The sequence below is a fragment of the Pedobacter jeongneungensis genome (genome assembly GCF_000633455.1).
Taxonomy (GTDB): Bacteria; Bacteroidota; Bacteroidia; order Sphingobacteriales; family Sphingobacteriaceae; genus Pedobacter; species Pedobacter jeongneungensis_A.
In genome coordinates, this window is the sequence record NZ_AYMG01000013.1 from 189,739 (window position 1) to 208,902 (window position 19,164).

Here is a 19,164-nt window from a genome sequence, read left to right on the forward strand (position 1 = left end):
AATTCAAAAAGTAAATCAAACACACAAATGAAACTATTTTATAGAATTTTTACAGTTTTAATGTTTTTCGCAATCGCGGCACATGCGCAGATACAAAAAATCACCTATAGCACAGCCGATAAACAATTACTAAAACTCAACCGCATCTCGCCAGCGGCCTCAAAACAACCAAATAAAATCGCTTTAGACGGAACCTGGCAATTTTCAACAGATATTAACACATTACCCACCGATAAAAATATTCAGGTTCCTGGCGAATGGGTAATGCAGGGTTTTGAAGTAAAAAATTCGGTTTACGCCGGTTATAAAAAGAACTTCGAAATTCCGCAAAGCTGGAAAAACAAACGCATTAAACTCCGTTTTGATGCGGTTTACAGCGAAGCAGAAATTTGGGTAAACGGAAAGAAAACCGCATCACATTTAGGCGGTTTCACCCCTTTCGAAATCGACATCAACAATGCGGTAAAATGGGGTGCTGGCAATGAATTACTGGTTAAAGTGAAATCAGAAAGCAAAGCCGATTCTTTAGCCAGCGCATCAACCTATGCCGTACATCCGTTGGGCGGTATTTCACGAAAAGTATATATAATGGCCCTGGAGCCCGTAAATTTTGCTTACGCAGATGTCAAAACCATTTTGGATCAAAACTACGAAAACGCCACTTTAAGTGCCGATGTCATTATTGCAAACGAACAAAGCATAAAAACAAACCAACTGACGATAAAAGCGGAACTTTTTAAAGCTGATGGAACCACGAAAGTGGCCGAAAAAACGGCTATGGTTGATCAATCTATCGCTAAGAGTGAGTACTTGCAGCAGAACATCAGTTTCGATGTTTTAAAACCGGCTAAATGGGATCCGGAACATCCCAATCTGTATGTGTTAAAACTGAGTATTTTACAAGATGGAAAAGCCGAAGATGTGATTACCAAAAATATTGGTTTCCGTCAGATTGAAGTTCGTGGGAATAGGGTTTTTGTAAATAACATGCCGATTAAACTGCGCGGCATCTGTCACCACGAAACCATGCCTTTGCGGGGCCGCTCGGTTGGTGATAATATGTGGGAAAAGGACGTCGAACTGTTCAGGGAAGGCAATGTAAACTATTTCCGTACTTCGCACTATCCTCCGGCTGAAGAACTGATTGATGCCTGTAACCGCCTGGGGATGTTTTTAGAAGTAGAAGCGCCTTTTTGCTGGGCCGAAAATACCGAGGTACCCGCAGGTACCGAAATTTACCAAACCTTAATGGTCGATCAAACTTTAGATATGGTTAACTATTTCAGGTCTAACCCTTCAGTACTCACCTGGTCAATCGGTAACGAGAGCGGTAAATATGCGGCATATTTTAAAGAAACGGCTAAGTTGGTCAAACAGTTTGATCCAACCCGTCCGCGTAATTTTAGCCAATACGGACCAGATGCAGATGAGGGTGATCTCGAAATTACCAATCATCACTATCCTGGTCCAACAGGTCCGCAAACTTACCGGAATTACAAACGTCCGATCGTTTTTGATGAGTATGTTCACCTAAATGCTTATAACCGTTTAGAACTGGTTACCGATCCTGGTGTTCGTGATGCCTGGGGAATTGGCTTTGAGGCCATGTGGGAAAACATGTACCGCACCGATGCAGTTTTGGGCGGTGCAATATGGGCCGGTATAGATGATACTTTCTTTTTGCCAAACGGAAAAACGGTTGGTTATGGTACCTGGGGACCGCTTGATGGCTGGAGAAGGCCAAAACCAGAGTACTGGCACATGAAAAAAATCTATTCACCGGTAAAAATTAAATTGGCCGGTAATTGGAATAACGGCATAGTAGCCATTGAACTGGAAAACAGGCTGCTTTTTAGTAACCTGAACGAATGTAAAATTGAATGGAATCTGGCTAACGAAACTGGTCTGATTACCGCTGATCTAAAAAGAAACGGTAAAACAACGGCCAACGTTATGGTGAGTAAAAAACCGTTGCCAACTGATAAAATGACGATCAAAGTTTATGATCCCCGTGGCGTACTGATTGATATTTATCAGTTCGCCATTGTACCAACGGTTACAGATTTAACTGCAGCACCAAAAGCAGCCTGCCAATCCTGGATTTATAACCAATCGGGCAATACCTTAACTGCCAAAAGCGGTAGCTTAAATGTTCAGTTTAACCTGGTGAGTGGCGATGTAGAGCAGGTAAGCAATAATGGTAAACCGGTTTGGAATACGGGCACAAGGTTAATGGTTTTACCCTTAACTGGTGAGGGCAGGGGAACGCAAATGACAGGTGAGCGCCAGCAATTCGATCCCTTTACCGATGTATGCAAAAACAGGATTGTAAAGGATATTAAATTTAATAAAGCCAAAAATGCCTTTACGTTAAGTATCACCGATGCCTATAGCGAAGCCAGTGGTACTACTAGTTATGTGTTTTCTGCTGATGGCAACGTTAAAATTGATTATAAGTACACCATCAAAAAAGAAATTAATCCGCGCCAATGGGGATTAGTGTTCGGTTTGCCCAATAGTTTCCAGGAGTTAGACTGGAACAGAAATGCACAGTGGGATTATTATCCTGCCGAACATATTGGAAGGCCAGTTGGCAAAGCCTTGTTAACCTCTGCCAATCAGGTTTCAGGTCCGGCAGGGCCTGCTAAGTTACCATCTACGCCCTGGAGCTTAGATCGGAATGATTTGGGTACAAACGATTTCCGTTCCACAAAGATGTACATCAATTCTGCCCAATTAAGCAATGGAACTTCTTCATTTAAAGTAGCCTCCAACGGTGAGCAGCACATCAGGGCCTGGAAAGAAACACAGGGCATTAAAGCTTTAATAGCAGGTTACGGCAATATGGGTGCTGAACGTTTTTTTAGAGGACATGCAGAAAAAATGGATCGTCCTTTAAAAGCAGGTGATATTATACAGGACAGTGTAATGCTTCAGTTGAAATAATAATAGTATCGTCATTTCGACCGTAGTGGAGAAATCTTTATCAATAAAGTTTCAAAGATTTTTCACCCTAAAGTTCGGGATTGTGATCCAGGCTGATAATTGTACTCGTTTGTAACGAGGATACAAGAGAAACACATTTTTAATGTGTGATAAACGTTAGGCGATACAATCGCCAATTTCACGAATCCTCGTTGCAAACGAGGACTATGAAACTTAGAATAACAAATAAGAAATGATAAACAAAATTTACAATTACAAGGCAAGGCACAAAATATGGCTTATCCTGGCTTTGGTAACGGGTACAGCTTTCCAGCTAATGGCACAGAACAGTGGCATCGCCAGTACGCTTTCGCCAATCCCGTCAATTGTACAAAACAGTAATAAACCGGTTATTTCTTTAAATGGCGAATGGAAATTTGAACAGACCGGTAAAAAAGGTACGATTAAAGTTCCGGGCGAATGGGTAATGCAAGGTTATACGGTTAATACCGGCGAAACCGCAACTTACAGCCGCGAAATCAACATTCCGGATGGCTGGAAAGGAAACCGCATTAAACTCCGTTTTGATGGCGTAAGTTCGCATGCAATAGTTAAAATTAATGGCAAAAAACTGGCCGAACACGAAGGTAGTTTTGTTCCCTTCGAAGTTGATATTACCGATGCGCTTAAAACAGGCGAAAACCTGCTACAGGTTGATGTGCAGGCCAATACCATCAGCGATATTTTAGCCTGTACCTCGCAATATGCCGTACATACTGTTGGGGGTATTTTGCGTAATGTAACTTTGTTTGCCTTGCCCGAAGTAAACCTGGCTGATCTAACCGTGGTTACCAAACTGGATAAAAATTACAGCAATGCCACACTCAACCTTAAGGCATTGATCAATAACCAGGGGCAAAATGCAACAGCTGGTCGGGTACAGTATACTTTGGCTGATGTCAAGGGGAAAATCATTGCCAACGTAAAAACGCCATTCCCTGCAATATCCGGAAAAAAATCTGCTTTGCTCGACACCCATATTGCAGTAAAAAATCCCATCAGATGGAATACCGATAAACCTTATTTATATACTTTAACCACAGCTTTGATTACTAATGGTAAAATAACAGAAAGCCATCATCAAAAAATAGGATTTAGGCAAGTTGAAGTAAAAGGCAACCAGGTTTTTGTAAATGGAATGCCAGTTAAACTCAGAGGGGTAAACCGTCACTCCGTACATCCACTCACCGGACGCGCCATCAGCGATGAACTGGAATTAAAAGATGCCGAATTATTTAAACAGGCCAATTGCAATTACATCCGTACATCCCATTATCCGCCAAGCGAAAGGTTTTTGGCCATAGCAGATAGCATTGGTTTGTTTGTAGAAAACGAAAGCTCATTAACATGGATCCAGCACGGTGCCTCACCCATCTGGAAGTTATGGAATTATAAAGACGAGAAATTTTATCCTTACATGCTGGCCGCCAACATTGAAAAAATGCAGGCGGGTAAAAACCATGCCTCGGTTATCATCTGGAGTTTAGGTAACGAGAGTTATTGGAGTCCGCTGTGGGATAAAGTGTATCGCGAAGCTAAAAAACTAGATCCCACAAGACCAATTTCCTTTCACGATCAATGTTGGGGCGGTTTCAATAATGGAGGCAACAAAGTAGATATTGCCAATTACCATTATCCGGGCATCAATGGTCCGGCGGCTACCGATACCATGAAAAGGCCTACCTTATTTGGCGAATATGCCCATATAAGTACCTATAACCGCCGCGAATTATTAACTGATCCAGGCGTAAGGGCTGGTTATGGTCCTTCATTGGTTAAAATGTACGATAGCATGTACGTGCATAAAGGCAATTTGGGCGGTGCCATATGGAGTGGTATCGACGATACTTTTCATTTGCCAGATGGTAATATCGTGGGTTATGGTCCTTGGGGACCAATTGATGCCTGGCGCAGGTTAAAACCGGAGTATTGGGGCATGAAAAAAGCCTATTCGCCCGTTGTGGTCAAAAATGTGTATCAGCCTACCATTAAAAATGGCAAACTGCTGCTGGAAATTGAAAACCGCCACGATTTTATCTCCCTCAGCGAGGTAGAAATTAATGTAAAAGTTGATGGAACGCCTATTCACCTAACATCAGCCATTAAACCACATGGACAAGGAGTGTTGCAAGTGCCCGTAAAAGAAGATACAAAAGAAGTGTACATTTCCTTTAAAGATCCATCAGGCAATGTCGTAAATGAAGAACTGATTGTTTTAAAACAGACTGAAGAACCCATTGATACAAAAAAGCTTCCGCTAAGTTATACCGAAAATGAAATGGCTTATTTTGTAGCGCAGGGAGCGGTAAATTATACCATTAACAAAATCACAGGTGTAATATCAGGTGCCACAAACAGTGGTATAAAAGTTTTAGAACAGGGGCCTGTATTTAGTGTAGTTGCCATGAACAGCGAAGATGGGGGTAAACCCAATGTAGCTGGCGAAACTTATCAGAACAATATCCATCCGATTAAAAATTATCCGCTGTACACCATTTTTGCCAATGCGATTAAAGTAAACCAAACCGCCGATTCCATCACCTTTATAATCAAAGCAACCTATACCGAAGGAGAGGGCAATTTAACCTATACTTTTTCTGCCGATGGAAACACGCGGGTAGATTATGAGGTAAAAACCACTTTAGAAAAACCTTATCAGTATGGCATGCTTTTCCAGTTGCCTAAAACTTTTGAAACCTTAAGCTGGAAACGTAAAGGTGAATTTACCCTATATGCAGCAGAAGATATCGCCCGCAATAACGGAACGGCTAAGCTGAATGCCAAATGGTTAGCTGCTGTTGAAGAATTTGGAAAACCCGGTGCGAAACTCTGGAAAGATGATGCCAACGAAATGGGATCGAATGATTTTCGATCCACTAAACAAAATATTCTGCAGGCAAAATTAAGCGATGGTGATCAGGAGATCGTGATCCGTTCCAATGGCAAGCAGGCATCGAGAAGTTGGTTGCAGGATGAAAAGATACAATTGCTGGTAGCAGATTATTGGAACAATGGTTCTGAACCTTTTTACGGTTCACCATTTACCGATGGAAGGACAAATATTAAGGGGAAAATGCTTAAAGGAAGTGTGAATTTTAGGGTGCAATAAGCCTCGCGTACTCCATTCGTTACGTCATTCCCAACCCGATAGCCATAGGGTCGATTGGGAATCTTAAAGCTTATGCCTAATCCTAAGATTAGTGACTCACAAACCTGATGAACAAATAGAAAATAATAAATTAAAAATTAGCATAAACACCAACACAACAAGATAAAAACACCAACAAAATGAAAATAACAGATGTAAAAGTATGGCTGGTTGAGGGTGTAAAATACAACTGGACATTATTAAAAATATATACCGATACCGGGCATACAGGGGTAGGTGAGGCTACAAACTGGCCGGGCAGTCCGATCGTTTTTGAAGCCACCAAACATGTTGGTCAGCGCATTATTGGTTTAGACCCTATGAAAACCGATTTTATCTGGACTAAACTTTACAGGGATTTAAACTGGATGGGGCCATTCGGTGCCAGCATGTGTGCCATTAGTGGTATAGATATGGCACTGCTCGATTTAAAGGCAAAAGTATTGGGTGTACCCTGCTACGAGCTTTTAGGAGGCGCTTTCAGGAAAGACATCCTGCTTTATGCCAATTATTGGTTTACAGGGGGCGGTCATAATACCGAAGATTATGCCGAACAGGCAAAAAAGGTAAAGTCAGCGGGTTTTACCGGTTTAAAATTCGACCCCTTTGCGCACACCAATTATTTATATGGCGAAGATTTATCATCGAACCTGCAACTTACCGCTGCCCAACAAGATTTGGCTTTTAACGTAAGTAAAGCCGTGCGAGATGCTGTGGGTCCGGAGTTTGATATCATGATCGAAACCCATGCCATGTTAAATTATCGCGTGGCTGTAACCATGGCGCAAAGACTTTCGGAACTGAACATTACCTGGTATGAAGAGCCTGCCGGACCAGAAAACGCCAATACCCTAAAAGCGATGAGAGACCGGATTCCTTCAAATGTTTCCATCTGTGTAGGCGAGCGTCATTATACCCGTCACGGTATACGAGATGTGTTGGAAAAACACATCTGCGACATTATGATGCCAGATATTACCCGTTGCGGCGGACCATCGGAAATGAAACGTATGGCGACCATGATGGAGGCTTATAATGTGTTATTGGCGCCACATAACCCAAACGGACCGCTCTCTACGCTGGCTTCGGCACAGGTTTGTGCTTCAGTGCCCAATTTTTTCAGGCAGGAGTTTATGTTTAACGATGTGCCCTGGCGTGATGAAGTGATTTCGCATCCGATAGCAGATATGGTCCAAAACGGACATTTAAAATTGAGCGACAGGCCAGGTTTAGGCGTCGATTTAATTGAAGCGGAAATGGAAAAACACCCTGGTATTTTAACGCCAAGGGCAGGATTTTATGTTTAGTATCAATACAAACCTCGCAGGTTTAAATTAGATTTTATGGCATTAACAATAGATTTAAGTGGAAAAATAGCCCTGATAACCGGAGTTACTTCAGGTATTGGTTTAGGAATTGCCAAAATGATGGCTAAAGCCGGATGCACCGTAATAGGTTGTGCCGAACATAGTGAAGTAAGTGATGTGGCCCAGCATTTTTTGTCGGAAATGAAATCTTTTGATGCTCCAACCGATTATTTTAAAGCCGATATGACCTCAACTGAAAATATTGAAACACTGGTTGCAGACATTAGCAATGATTATGGAAAGCTGGATATTTTAGTTTCCAACGCGGGTCAGAATGTGTTTAAGGGTTTAGAAAACTGCTCTGAAAATGACTGGCAGTTTAATTTGGATTTAAACCTCTCTGCACATTGGCGACTGGCTAAAAGCTGTAGATCCTTATTATCAGCAAATAACGGAGTAATTATCGTAATGGCCTCTAACCATGCTTTTGCCAGTATTCCGGGTTGCGCACCTTACAGTATTGCTAAAACAGCCTTAACAGGTTTGGTGAGGAGCCTGGCAATAGAGTGGGGACCTGCTATCCGGACGGTTGGCATTGCGCCGGGTTTTATCGATACGCCAGGTAATCAGGAATGGTTTAATTCTTTTGCAGATGCTGATCAGGAAAGAGCACGTACGGTAGCACTTCACCCGGTAAAAAAATTGGGTACCATAGCAGAAATAGGAGGCTGGTGTGTGTTTTTATCGAGCGAATATGCCGCTTTTGCATCGGGAGTTACCTATTTAGTTGATGGAGGACGGAGTGCGATGATGCAGGATAGTTGAGGGAGGTGCGGGATTTGAGACATGAGATGTGAGACATGAGATGTGAGATTTGAGATGAAAAAAATAAACGCCATAAATTTAAACTGTAAATGGATATTTGGAAGCCAGACATACTTTATAAAGCAGACCTGATTTTAGGTGAGGGTGCGCGCTGGCATGCTGAATGGCAGAAATTCTTGTTTATCGACATTAAGGGTAAACTGATTGGCACCTGCGATCCTGAAAATGGTAAGCTTATTACGCATAAAATATTGGATATGCCCGGCATGTTGGCGCCTGCAGATAATGATAAATTATTGGTGGCACTACAGGGCAGCATTGCGTTAATTGATCTGCAAACCAAGGAAACCACTACTTTGGTTAAATTTAAAGAAAGTACCCAAAACCGCAGCAATGATGGCGCTTGCGATGCTTTGGGCCGACTTTGGGTGGGTACAATGAATATCGATGCCGAACATTATGCTGGTAACCTGTATTGTTTTAACGGTAAACTAATCAAAAAAATTAAAGGTACAAGTGTATCGAACGGGATTTGCTGGTCGCCGGATAACCGCATTTTATATTATATAGATAGTTTTTTGTACCACATTAAAGCTTTCGATTACGATTTGGCTACCGGCAATATCAGCAATGAGCGGATTGTAGTGGAGATAACCGAACCAGGTACTGTAGCCGACGGTATGTGTATCGATAGCGAAGGAATGCTTTGGGTGGCCATTTGGGGCGGCAGTTGTGTAAACAGGTATAACCCACGCAACGGAAATTGTATAGGCAAAATTGAAATTAATGCTCCCAATGTAACCAGTTGTGCCTTCGGTGGTAAACAAATGAACCAAATGTTGATTACCACCGCAAAAGATGGATTAAGTGAAGAGGAATTAAAACAATTTCCACACAGTGGTTCATTATTTATGATCAAACTAAACGTAACCGGATTACCAACGGCTGCTTACAAACAAGCCTAACTATTTTTATAGATTAACTGATTATTGCTGTTTATTTCTTCGTTTGCGCTCGTTTCCAAACGAGCGCGTAAATAACATTACGATTTTATCGTTAAAATATCACTCTTTCTTCTAATATTCGAGGTAGCAATCTGTGTATTTAGCCCCGGGCGCAGCGGCATCCCCGTAGCGCAGCGCAGGGATACAGCGCAGCACGGGAACAAACCTAAATAATTGCACAGGCCTTGCGCTTCAAAAAATAACTTGAGTAAACCCTATAGTTTCTTGTAATTTTACCTCCATTCTTAAATTAAAAAAGCCTGTTCCATAATATGGAGACAGGCCTTCTGATTGCGTATTATTTTGGATTAAAATCCTTTTACTGTTCTGATCAGATAATCCTTAGTAGAACCATTTGCTGCGGTTACCCGATACTTACGGTCTTTTGAAAAATCTCCCGGACCGCCCAGTTTTGGCGAATCATCTAAAGAAGCTACAGTAGCCACGTCCGAAACGGTTACATATACCCATAGTTTACTCAATTGCTCCGCTTTAATCAGTTTATCAAATTGGGCATAAAGCATTTCTTTGGTTACCGAACCTGTTGGGCCGGCTTTTAATACCGAGTTAATATCGTAGGTTAAGGTTGTTTTAAACACATCTATTCCATTTTCATTCAGCGTAGCGGTTTGTTTTTTAAAAAGTACCTCACAAACCCGGTCTTTTTCTATTTCCTCTTTGCTGGTGCCCTTTTGGATCGTATCGGTATATAAAAATCTATAGGTATAGTCTACGGTCGACATTACTTTTAAGCTGGAATTATTCAGGTCTTCCAATCCTTTTTTCAAACAGCCTGTAGATAAAAAAGTTAATCCAAGTGCTATGATGCTCAACAGGGGTTTTATCGTTTTTTTCATTTCTATTTAAGTTAAATTAAATTAATCCCAGCCTGGGTTCTGATTGATGCCTGATTTTAAACGGAAGGTTTCGTTTATTGGTAATAAATACCGCTTAGGTGTAAACCTTGCTTCTCCAACCACATTATTGTCGGTGAAGAAAGAATAGGATTTTCCATCCCTCGCAATGCGGATACCGCGAAGGGTACCTTGTAATGCAGGAATAACAAAGCCACTTGTGGCATATTCGCCATTTTTAACTCCACCAGATGTTCTCATTCCCCAGCGTAGCAGCGACCAATAACGGTCATTATTCTCATACACCATTTCTACATTTCTTTCCCTTTTATAGGCTTCGAATAAAGAATTGCCCCATACATTACCGCTAAGTGAAGCGAGATAACTACTTGCTTTACTTTCGTCAAATCCACCATGTTTGACCATGGTAGGCACCATATATCTTTTTGCATTTTCAAAATCCCCTTTCATCAGGTAAGCTTCGGCCATGTTTAAATATGCCTCGCCATAACGGAGCACCGAAAAACAATAATCTAATTTTTGATCTCCGGGATTTGGCAAACTGGAAATCTGATCATAAAAATATTTGATCATCGAGTAACCGGTAGAAGAGTTATAATTTTCGGTGTTTCCCGCGCTATAACCATATTCTGCTGCAGAACCTTCATTAATTTTGCTGTTTGCATTACTCACGTTACCATCTCTCCTGAAAAATACCCTTACCTGATTGTTAAAATACAAACAGCTGTCGTAGGCAACAGTGGCATAAAACCTTAAATCCCTCTTTTTTGTGTCGCTGAAGTACATTTTCTGGTCTACATTGGCACCTGTTGTTGCATAAGAAGCATTCTCCCAGTATTTAAGGCTGCCATCAGTATCCTTAACTAAATAATCGTCAACCAGGTCCTGGGTAGGCCAGGCACCGCCGTCCATGCCCCAAAAGTTCATGGTAACGTTTATAGGGAAATGTAATTTTGCATAAGCCGAAAACTTACCTGTTGACCACATGCCCTGGTATTGCATCGGAATATCGTAAAGAGAGGTATTTGTTTTAGAACGTTCTCTGATCAGGATATTTTCACTGGCAGCAATGGCCGTTTCATACTTTCTGAACAGATCTGCGTAAGGGCTGAGTTGCGACCCTGAAGAGTTGAGTCCTAAAGCTGTTCCAGCTGTGATCACTTTATCATAATAAGCACTATTAGGTGTACCGCCATCTACATAAGCTGCTGCCTGTAAAGCCACCCGCATAGATAGGGCGTAGGCTGCACTAGAAGAGGCTCTTCCTCTTTCTGCAACAGCAGGAAGTGAGCTTACCGCCTTATCCAGGTCGGAAAGGATAAAATCATAAGTTTCTTTGATCGATTTTCTTGGGATCTGCAAATTTTCATCCGGGCTGAGTTCGCGATCGATAACCTGTAAACCACCGTATAATTTAGCGTAGATAAAATAATGCGCCGCCCTCAGAAAATACAATTCTCCCAAAGCGCGTTTTTTATAAGTTTCAGAAAAGGTTGCGCTTGCCTGGATGTTTTTCATGGCGGTGTGTATGCGCCAGAGCAGACCATAATCTAACCAGCCGTAATCATCATTTTTGGTCATCAGCTCTGCACGGTCTTTTGACCAGTATGAACTGTTTAATGTACCTGTCATGGCATTTTTAGTAACACTTTCTGAGCGGGTAGAATAATTGTGTGCATAACCTGATAACCAGGAGTCGCTTGCCAGTACATCCTGGTAGATCTGATAAATGAAGGCAGTAGAAAGGTTTTCACTATTCCAGGTCTGCTCACCGGTTATTTTATCGTAAGGCTGCGTATCCAGAAATTTTTTGCAGGAGGTAAGGCCGATAACGATCAAACCTAAAATCCAGATTAATTTATATTTTTTCATTTTTATGTATGTTTAAAAACCTAATTGAAGACCTGCTGAATATGTTCTCATCATCGGGTAGGAGTAACCATCAAAGTTGTTTGCTTCAGGATCGCCATATTTTACAGATGGACCAACCGCAAATAAATTTACGCCGGAGGCAAAAACGACAAGGTTGCGTAACCAGTTTTGTTTATCAAGTATGGAATATTTAAAATCGTAAGATATGGTGGCAGATTTTAACCTGATATAATTCGAATTACGTGCCCAGAAATCAGAAGAAGCATAATTGTTATTATCATTTAGTGATGCATTTCCGGCCCTTGGCATGGTTGCATTAGGGTTGTTTGGTGTCCAGTTATCATTTTGGAAAGCAAAATCCAATCTTCTTTCACCTTCTGAGCCCATGGCTACATTACTGAAATAGGTTTGTCTGGCACCTGTACCCTGGATGGTAGCAGCAACGGCAAATCCTTTATAACTTGCTCCAAGATCGATACCAAATACAAAAGTTGGAGAGGTGTTGTGCCCATACCTGGCCTGATCCTGACCATCTATTTTACCATCTCCGTTTACATCCTGATATTGAAGATCTCCGGGCCTAAGGTCTCTTGATGTAATTCGTTTTGGACTGTTTAAGATGTCTTGTGGATTGGTATAAAATTTAGCACCAATATAACCTGTTCCAACATAAAATTTCTCGTTTCCTTGCGAGCGTAAACGTGGGTTAGCTAAAGTTATACTGTCTTCATTGGTTTTAAAAGCAATAGATCTGTAGTAGGTAAAGTTGAAACCGGCGTTAAAATTTACCCTCCCAATTTTGGTGTTATATTTTAATGAGCCATCTAAACCTTCAATCCTGTCTTCTGCTTTAGAAACCACCAGTGGAAGTGCGTATCCTATCGGATCCGTGTAGCGAAACACGTCAGGCGATAAAAATCCTTTTGTGGTTTCAAAGAAATAATCTACTGTACCTTCCAGTTTACTGCCAAACATAAAAAAATCAATACCCGCATCGTATTTGGTACGGTCGTACCAGGTGATGTTAACACTTGGCGTTGGTCCAGGCGTTACGCTGTTTTGTAACTTGCCATCAACCACATAAGCATTCGAGTTGTAATCGTAAGTTGGCAGATAAGAATAAAGGTAATGGTCTAAATCATTTACGCCGATTTGTCCGTACGATGCCCTAAGTTTGAGGTAATTCAATACTTTTTTGCTTTTTATGCCTTCGAAAAACTTCTCTTCAGAAATGGCCCATCCGCCTGATACCGATGGAAAGAAACCCCATCTTTTCCCATCCGGAAAGTTATCGGAACCATCGTACCTGCCTGCAAATTCGACCATGTATTTTCGGTCGTAATCGTAGTGTAAACGCCCTACATAACCCATCCAGGCCTGTTCGCCTTCTGTGTTAGAAGCCGTAATTAAGGTTGCATCTCCTTTCTGGATCTGTTTAATTTCCGTGGTATTAAAACCTCTTGAAGCTGCAGTTAAGCTGTTGGTATAATAATGCTGTCTGGTATGTACCAGCGTAGCCTCTACATTATGTTTGTTTAAAAAGCTTGTTTTATAATCTGCCCTGAAGTTAAAATCGTATTGGCTGGTCATATACGATGAGCGGCTGATGCCTATATTGGCCGGATCTTCTTTGGTGGCATTGCCCTGATCATCATAATAGGTTGCCGTTTGTATCCAGTCTACACGATCCTGGGTAGTGAGGTTATAATTTCCGTTAAAACCAAAAGTAAGTCCCTTTACTTTAGGCACCGCCCAGTTTAATGCACCGGCAACCTGGTTGTAAACCGTTCTTAGTTTAATATAACCCGGACTTTTTAACTGTAGCGCTGGGTTGTCGAACTGATTTGAAATGTTACCGTCTGCCGTAAAGGGTTTCTCAAAAGGATTTCTGTCCCTTAGGCGCGAGTAGATGGTAGCTGCACTTGCAGGGGGATATTTTTCATCCAGTATGGAGCCGTTTATATTTAATTCGACGGTTAAGCCTATTTTATCAAAATAGCTGCTCACATTTGACCGGTAATTATAACGGTTATAATCTAACGAATTAAATTTCATGATGCCCTCTTGCCCTAAAGTATTCAGGCTACCAAAAAACTTCAAACGGTCTGTTCCGCCATTTACAGATATGGTGTGTTCTTTTTGTGGCGCATAATTGCGTAACAATTCGTTTTCCCAATTGGTATAATTGGATAAATTATTACTGATTTCGGTCATTTCTGCCGGCGTTTTAAAAGCATTAATGCCTTGTCCCAGTGCCTGGTACAGGTTGTTTAAAGCCGTTGCATATTCAAATGCATTCATGCGCTTTACAGGATAAGAAGGCGTATTAAAGGCAAAGTTATTCTGATAATCAAAACTTAACTGCCCGGCTTCGCCTTGTTTGGTTGTAATTACTACAACGCCATTACCCGCATTCATACCGTAAACCGCTGTAGATGCCGCATCTTTTAAAACCGTTAGCGACTTGATCTCCGCTTTGTTTAATGTTAAAAAACGCTGCCGGTTTGATACAAAACCATCAATAATATACAAGGGCTCTCCGTTACCGCGGATAGAAATACTGGCCCCATTTTGGCCTGGCTCTGCAGAACCTTGCTGCACGATAACACCGGCAATCCTGCCCTGCAAAGCCGATCCCATATCTCCAACCGGTACATTTTTAATCGATTCGGTATTAAGGGTACTTACAGAAGTGGTATTCTTCCGTATGCTTGTTGTACCAAAGCCAACCACCACCACATCATTCAGTGCATTTTTTTCATCCTCTTTTAAGGTAATGTTAAAACCTTGTTCACTATTGGCCGCAATTTCTATGGTGGTATAGCCAACTAAACTAAATCTTAGTTTTGCTCCCGCTGGTTTGGGAATTTGGATACTGAACTGGCCATCTTTGTTGGTTGTTGTAGCCACGTTCTGCCCGATTACCCCCACATTTACACCTGCGAGGGGTTGTTGTTCTGCGTTTCGTACCGTTCCTTTTACAATGGTTTTATCTTGCGAAAAAGCCAGCGCGGATAGAAATAGCATGAAACAGATTAGGAAAATTTTCTTCATACAGTTTATATAGTTTTTTGGTTAAAAAAACATTTGAAGGGATTTTAGTGTATACTCCATATAATCAAATGTTTACTTATACTAAATTACGTCTGGCTTAAATTGCTTTGTAAAACTATATTTGGAAAAACTTAAATTTTTTTACCCTTAATAACTACTATTCCTTATTTATCATTAATTTAGTTTACTTATTTAGGTTTTTTTGTGATATTTTATGAGGTCTGAACTTATCAATGTTAACCATTCAGGAAACAAATCCGTCCGTATCAAACACATTGATAACAATAGGCTGATCTCTTCTTTCCACTTTCACGATATGTGCGAACTGGTGTGGATTGAGCGGAGCCAGGGTAAGCGGATTGTTGGCGATCATATCGGGAATTTTGAAGATGATGACCTGGTATTGATGGGACCAAACCTGCCTCATATCTGGCAGAACGATAAAAGTTATGAAGACCTTGAGGATAAACTGGTAAAGTCTACCGTGATTTATTTCAGTATTGATTTTTTTTCATTGCTAACCGACGATCAAAGCGTTTTAACCTTAGTTGAAGACCTGGTTTCGAGGGCTTCAAGAGGGCTGGCTTTTGAAAAAGATACCAGTAGAAAAGTTAAGGCGATTTTACTCGGTTTGGAAGATAATGATGGTTTCGAAAACATCGTTGCCGTAGTCGAAATTATTAAGATACTCGCCAGGGCAAAAGATTTTAAATACTTATCAAGCATTACCTTTAAAAATCAGTACGATGAAAAGGACAGCAACCGGATTAATAAGGTGTACCAGTTTTTAATGAAAAATTTTCACAACGATATACACCTTAATGAAGTAGCTGAATTGTGCAATATGACCCCAAATTCTTTTTGCCGCTTTTTTAAAATGCGGTCGCAGAAGTCTTTAACCCAGTTTATCAACGAAATAAGGGTGGGGCATGCCTGTAAATTACTTCAATCGGAAGATTACTCCATTGCCGATGTGTGTTATGCCAGCGGATTCAATAATCCAACTAACTTTAACAAATTTTTTAAGGCGATTAAAGGAATGAAACCATCGGACTACAGGAATAGGCTAAATAGTTAGAGTTCATTGGTTCATTGGTGATTAGTGTGGTTAATCGGTTAATTGTTTAAATTGGTTAACTGGTGCTAAATGCCAAACTGGTTAATAGTTTATTGGTTGATGGTTCATGGATAATTGCCGGCAAGGCCCCATCCTCTCCCTATTTTGTCATTCTGAACGCGGTGAAGAATCCCTTAGCTAAGAACCACTGGCTTTATCATCACACTGAATACAGTAAAATTTTTTATTAGATCTTCATTACGTTCAGGATGACAATTTTGCGCGTGGATCGCTAATACCTTAATTTTCTTAACTTCTTAATGGTCAACTATTAAATTTGCGTTGGTTAATTTTTAAAAAAAAGTTAATTTGACTAAAGACTCCCGACTAAGGACTTCGGACTAAATAATCCGTAATTAACTCCCAACTCACTTAACTCTCACATTGTCCTTAGCTAACTTAACCGTTTCATTAATCCTGGCTAATCTTGTTTCTTCGCGTTTTGCTTCCGAAATCCATTTTAAGATTGCTTTTTTAACCGATTTTGGAAATTTTTCCCAATGGGCAAAGGCAGTAGGATTGGCATCAAATTCTTTTTTCAGATCGGCTGGAACAATCAGGTTTTCAACATCATTTAAGGCATCCCACATGCCGTTAGCTTTAGCTGTTTCGATGGTTTTTAGTCCTGCAGGATGCATTAGCCCCTTTTCGATCATGGCTAAAGCCTTGTTTTTATTGATGGCGCTCCAATTGCTTTTCGCTTTTCTTTTCGAGAATAACTGGTAACGGCTTTCTTCGTCGCGTTTAACCGTTAAGCTATCTATCCAGCCAAAACAGAGTGCTTCATCAACTGCATTGGCATGTGGAAGACTGCTTGCTGATGCATCTTTTTTATAGATGACGAGCCAGACAGATATTTCTTTTTCATGGTTTTTTTCGAGCCACTGGCGCCAGTGTGCCTGCGTTTTGGCATAAAATGCACCAATGCCGTTTTTTGATTCTTCCATAAAAATGGTCGTAAATTATTTTACTGTTTTGTCTGATATTTCAAGATAGTGTTTGTTATACATAGTTTCCGAAATTTTACCAAAATGATCAATAACAGATTATTGCTTTTTTTGATACTAAATGATTATTAAGCTGTTACATTTACTTTCATTTCTTACCAGCCTTAACCAATAGAATATGGATAATCAATCTTCAAGAAATATATGGGTAGATTATTTACGCGCTACCATCACCGTTTTAGTGGTTGCACATCATTCGGCATTGGCTTATACCTCTTTTTCTGTATTTAATAAAGATGCCTATATTCTGTCGACCCATGCCGTTGTAGACAATAAAAGATGGTTTTTACTCGATTATATAGTAGGGTTTAATGATACCTTTTTTATGTCGCTCATGTTTTTAATCGGCGGACTTTTCTTTTTTACCACCATTAATAAAAAAGGAGTCTGGTTATTTATTAAGGATAAGGTTTTAAGGTTATTGATCCCTTTTCTATTACCGGGTACTTTATTAATGCTTCTGGCTTATTTTCCCTCATTTTATCTGGCTAAAAACAGTACTAATATTGAGGCTTATGTTAAAGATTTTTTTACAACCGAGGCCTGGCCAGTTGGACCTCCATGGTTTTTATGGTTGTTATTTGTATTTAATTTTATAGCGGCATTAATTTATCGGTTATTTCCTGCAAAATATGGCTTATTATTATCGGGAGTTTTTAATGAAAAAAATAATTTCTTTAAACAATTCCTGATCCTTTTTTTAATTGGATTGCTAGCTTATCTGCCTATGGCTGGCTATTTTGGTCCTTACAGCTGGACCGGTTTTGGCCCTTTCGATTTTCAGCTTAGCCGTTTGAGCCTTTATTTTGCTTATTTTGGAGTAGGCGCAGTTATAGGAAGGTTAAGTCTTAATGCAGGAGTTTTTTCTAACAATTCACCGGTTGTAAAGCAATATCGCTTATGGTGTTTATTGGCTATAATTGTTTTTACATGTACCTTATTTTTAAATCAGGTACTTAATATACAACAGTTTAATAATATGCTATTTGTACTATGCTGTACGTTAATATGCATCGCTTTTATCAGTGTTTTTAGCAAATTCCTTGTGAAAAGTATTTCTTGGTGGGATGCTTTAAGTAAACATGCTTATTTAATTTACCTGGCCCATTTCGTATTTGTAACCTGGATCCAGTTTTGGCTTTTGCACTTTGATTTACCCGTCCCAATTAAATTTTTAACTGTCTTTTTATTGTCGTTTGCCTTAAGTTGGATAACAGCATATTTATTGCGGAAGATCGCCATTGTTAAAAAGTACTTGTAGGTTCTATGGTTGTTAGTATGGTTAATTGTTTAAATTGGTTAGCTGAATACAAGCGCCTAACTCTTAACTGGTTCATTGGTCATTAGTTCATTTGTTGGCTCCAAACGCTCAACCCCAGACTATAAAACCCGCTCGATACTAAAAGCACGATCTTCTTTATTAAAACCCACTTTTGGATAATAATCAAAAGCGGCAGGTACCGATAATAATAAAAGCATGCACTGCGGACCAATTTTCTCACGGGTTAGGGCAATCATTTCTTTCCCGATTCCTGATTGTTTAAAGCCTGGAAATACAGCAATATCTGCCAAATAAGCGCACCAAACCCAATCGGTAATGGTTCTGCAAATGCCAACAAGTTTATCATTTTGCCAGGCTGTTATCAATAAATCTGCATTTTTCAACATCAAAGCAATCCTTTCAGGCTCAGTTGGTCTTTTAAGTTCCGCTTGAATAAATAATTCAATCACTTCTTCAGCATCGGGGATAATATCTGTTTTATAACTAATGTTCATATCTTCTAAATTACAAAAGATAAATGATGGTAAAAAACTTCATAGTTTATGTTAATTCGTTAATTGACTCCCAACCAGTTTGTCATCCTGAACGCAGTGAAGGGTCCCTAACCAAAGAACCACTGGCTTTATCATCACACCCGGTACAGTAAAAATTTTAATTAAATCCTTCACTGCGTTCAAGACAACAATTT

Annotated in this window: 12 protein-coding genes; 7 read left to right on the forward strand and 5 right to left on the reverse strand. The window is 40.2% G+C overall.

The genetic code is table 11. The annotated features are described in order from the left end of the window. The first annotated feature begins 27 nt into the window (after positions 1-27). The 5 genes from U859_RS0112965 to U859_RS0112985 all read left to right on the forward strand — a co-directional run bounded on the left by U859_RS0112965 (position 28) and on the right by U859_RS0112985 (position 9,230). Positions 28-2,946, forward strand: coding sequence for a glycoside hydrolase family 2 TIM barrel-domain containing protein (locus U859_RS0112965; RefSeq protein ID WP_084153063.1), 2,919 nt, complete (start codon positions 28-30; stop codon positions 2,944-2,946). A 232-nt stretch (positions 2,947-3,178) separates the two neighbouring features. Then, complete coding sequence (locus U859_RS0112970) at positions 3,179-6,094, forward strand: glycoside hydrolase family 2 TIM barrel-domain containing protein (RefSeq protein WP_025143791.1); 2,916 nt, start codon at positions 3,179-3,181, stop codon at positions 6,092-6,094. A 179-nt stretch (positions 6,095-6,273) separates the two neighbouring features. After that, complete coding sequence (locus U859_RS0112975) at positions 6,274-7,440, forward strand: mandelate racemase/muconate lactonizing enzyme family protein (protein WP_025143792.1); 1,167 nt, start codon at positions 6,274-6,276, stop codon at positions 7,438-7,440. A 36-nt stretch (positions 7,441-7,476) separates the two neighbouring features. Beyond that, a complete protein-coding gene (locus tag U859_RS0112980; RefSeq protein ID WP_025143793.1) occupies positions 7,477-8,265 on the forward strand; it encodes an SDR family NAD(P)-dependent oxidoreductase in 789 nt (262 codons plus the stop codon). Between the two features lie 89 nt (positions 8,266-8,354). Next, the gene (locus U859_RS0112985; RefSeq protein WP_025143794.1) at positions 8,355-9,230 is read left to right on the forward strand and encodes an SMP-30/gluconolactonase/LRE family protein; all 876 of its coding nucleotides are present in this window, start codon (positions 8,355-8,357) and stop codon (positions 9,228-9,230) included. Between the two features lie 347 nt (positions 9,231-9,577). On the opposite strand, the gene U859_RS0112990 is transcribed toward U859_RS0112985, so the two are convergent. From U859_RS0112990 to U859_RS0113000, 3 genes are read right to left on the reverse strand one after another with little or no spacing between them, the layout of a single operon-like run. Continuing rightward, entirely contained in the window at positions 9,578-10,126 is a 549-nt protein-coding gene (locus U859_RS0112990; RefSeq protein ID WP_025143795.1) for a DUF5018-related domain-containing protein, read from the reverse strand. 21 nt (positions 10,127-10,147) lie between these two features. Next, entirely contained in the window at positions 10,148-12,016 is a 1,869-nt protein-coding gene (locus U859_RS0112995) for a RagB/SusD family nutrient uptake outer membrane protein (RefSeq protein WP_025143796.1), read from the reverse strand. 12 nt (positions 12,017-12,028) lie between these two features. After that, the gene (locus U859_RS0113000; protein ID WP_084153064.1) at positions 12,029-15,070 is read right to left on the reverse strand and encodes a SusC/RagA family TonB-linked outer membrane protein; all 3,042 of its coding nucleotides are present in this window, start codon (positions 15,068-15,070) and stop codon (positions 12,029-12,031) included. 214 nt (positions 15,071-15,284) lie between these two features. On the opposite strand from U859_RS0113000, the gene U859_RS0113005 reads away from it, so the two are divergent. Then, the gene (locus U859_RS0113005; protein WP_025143798.1) at positions 15,285-16,148 is read left to right on the forward strand and encodes an AraC family transcriptional regulator; all 864 of its coding nucleotides are present in this window, start codon (positions 15,285-15,287) and stop codon (positions 16,146-16,148) included. 407 nt (positions 16,149-16,555) lie between these two features. On the opposite strand, the gene U859_RS0113010 is transcribed toward U859_RS0113005, so the two are convergent. Next, positions 16,556-17,134: a YdeI/OmpD-associated family protein gene (locus tag U859_RS0113010; RefSeq protein WP_025143799.1), complete on the reverse strand. Its 579-nt coding sequence runs from the start codon at positions 17,132-17,134 to the stop codon at positions 16,556-16,558. Positions 17,135-17,312: 178 nt separating this feature from the next. Here U859_RS0113010 and U859_RS0113015 point away from each other — a divergent pair, with 178 nt between their 5' ends. Further along, the gene (locus U859_RS0113015; protein WP_025143800.1) at positions 17,313-18,455 is read left to right on the forward strand and encodes an acyltransferase family protein; all 1,143 of its coding nucleotides are present in this window, start codon (positions 17,313-17,315) and stop codon (positions 18,453-18,455) included. 119 nt (positions 18,456-18,574) lie between these two features. Here the strand turns inward: U859_RS0113015 and U859_RS0113020 are convergent, their stop codons facing one another. Further along, complete coding sequence (locus U859_RS0113020; protein ID WP_025143801.1) at positions 18,575-18,970, reverse strand: GNAT family N-acetyltransferase; 396 nt, start codon at positions 18,968-18,970, stop codon at positions 18,575-18,577. Between the last annotated feature and the right edge of the window lie 194 nt (positions 18,971-19,164).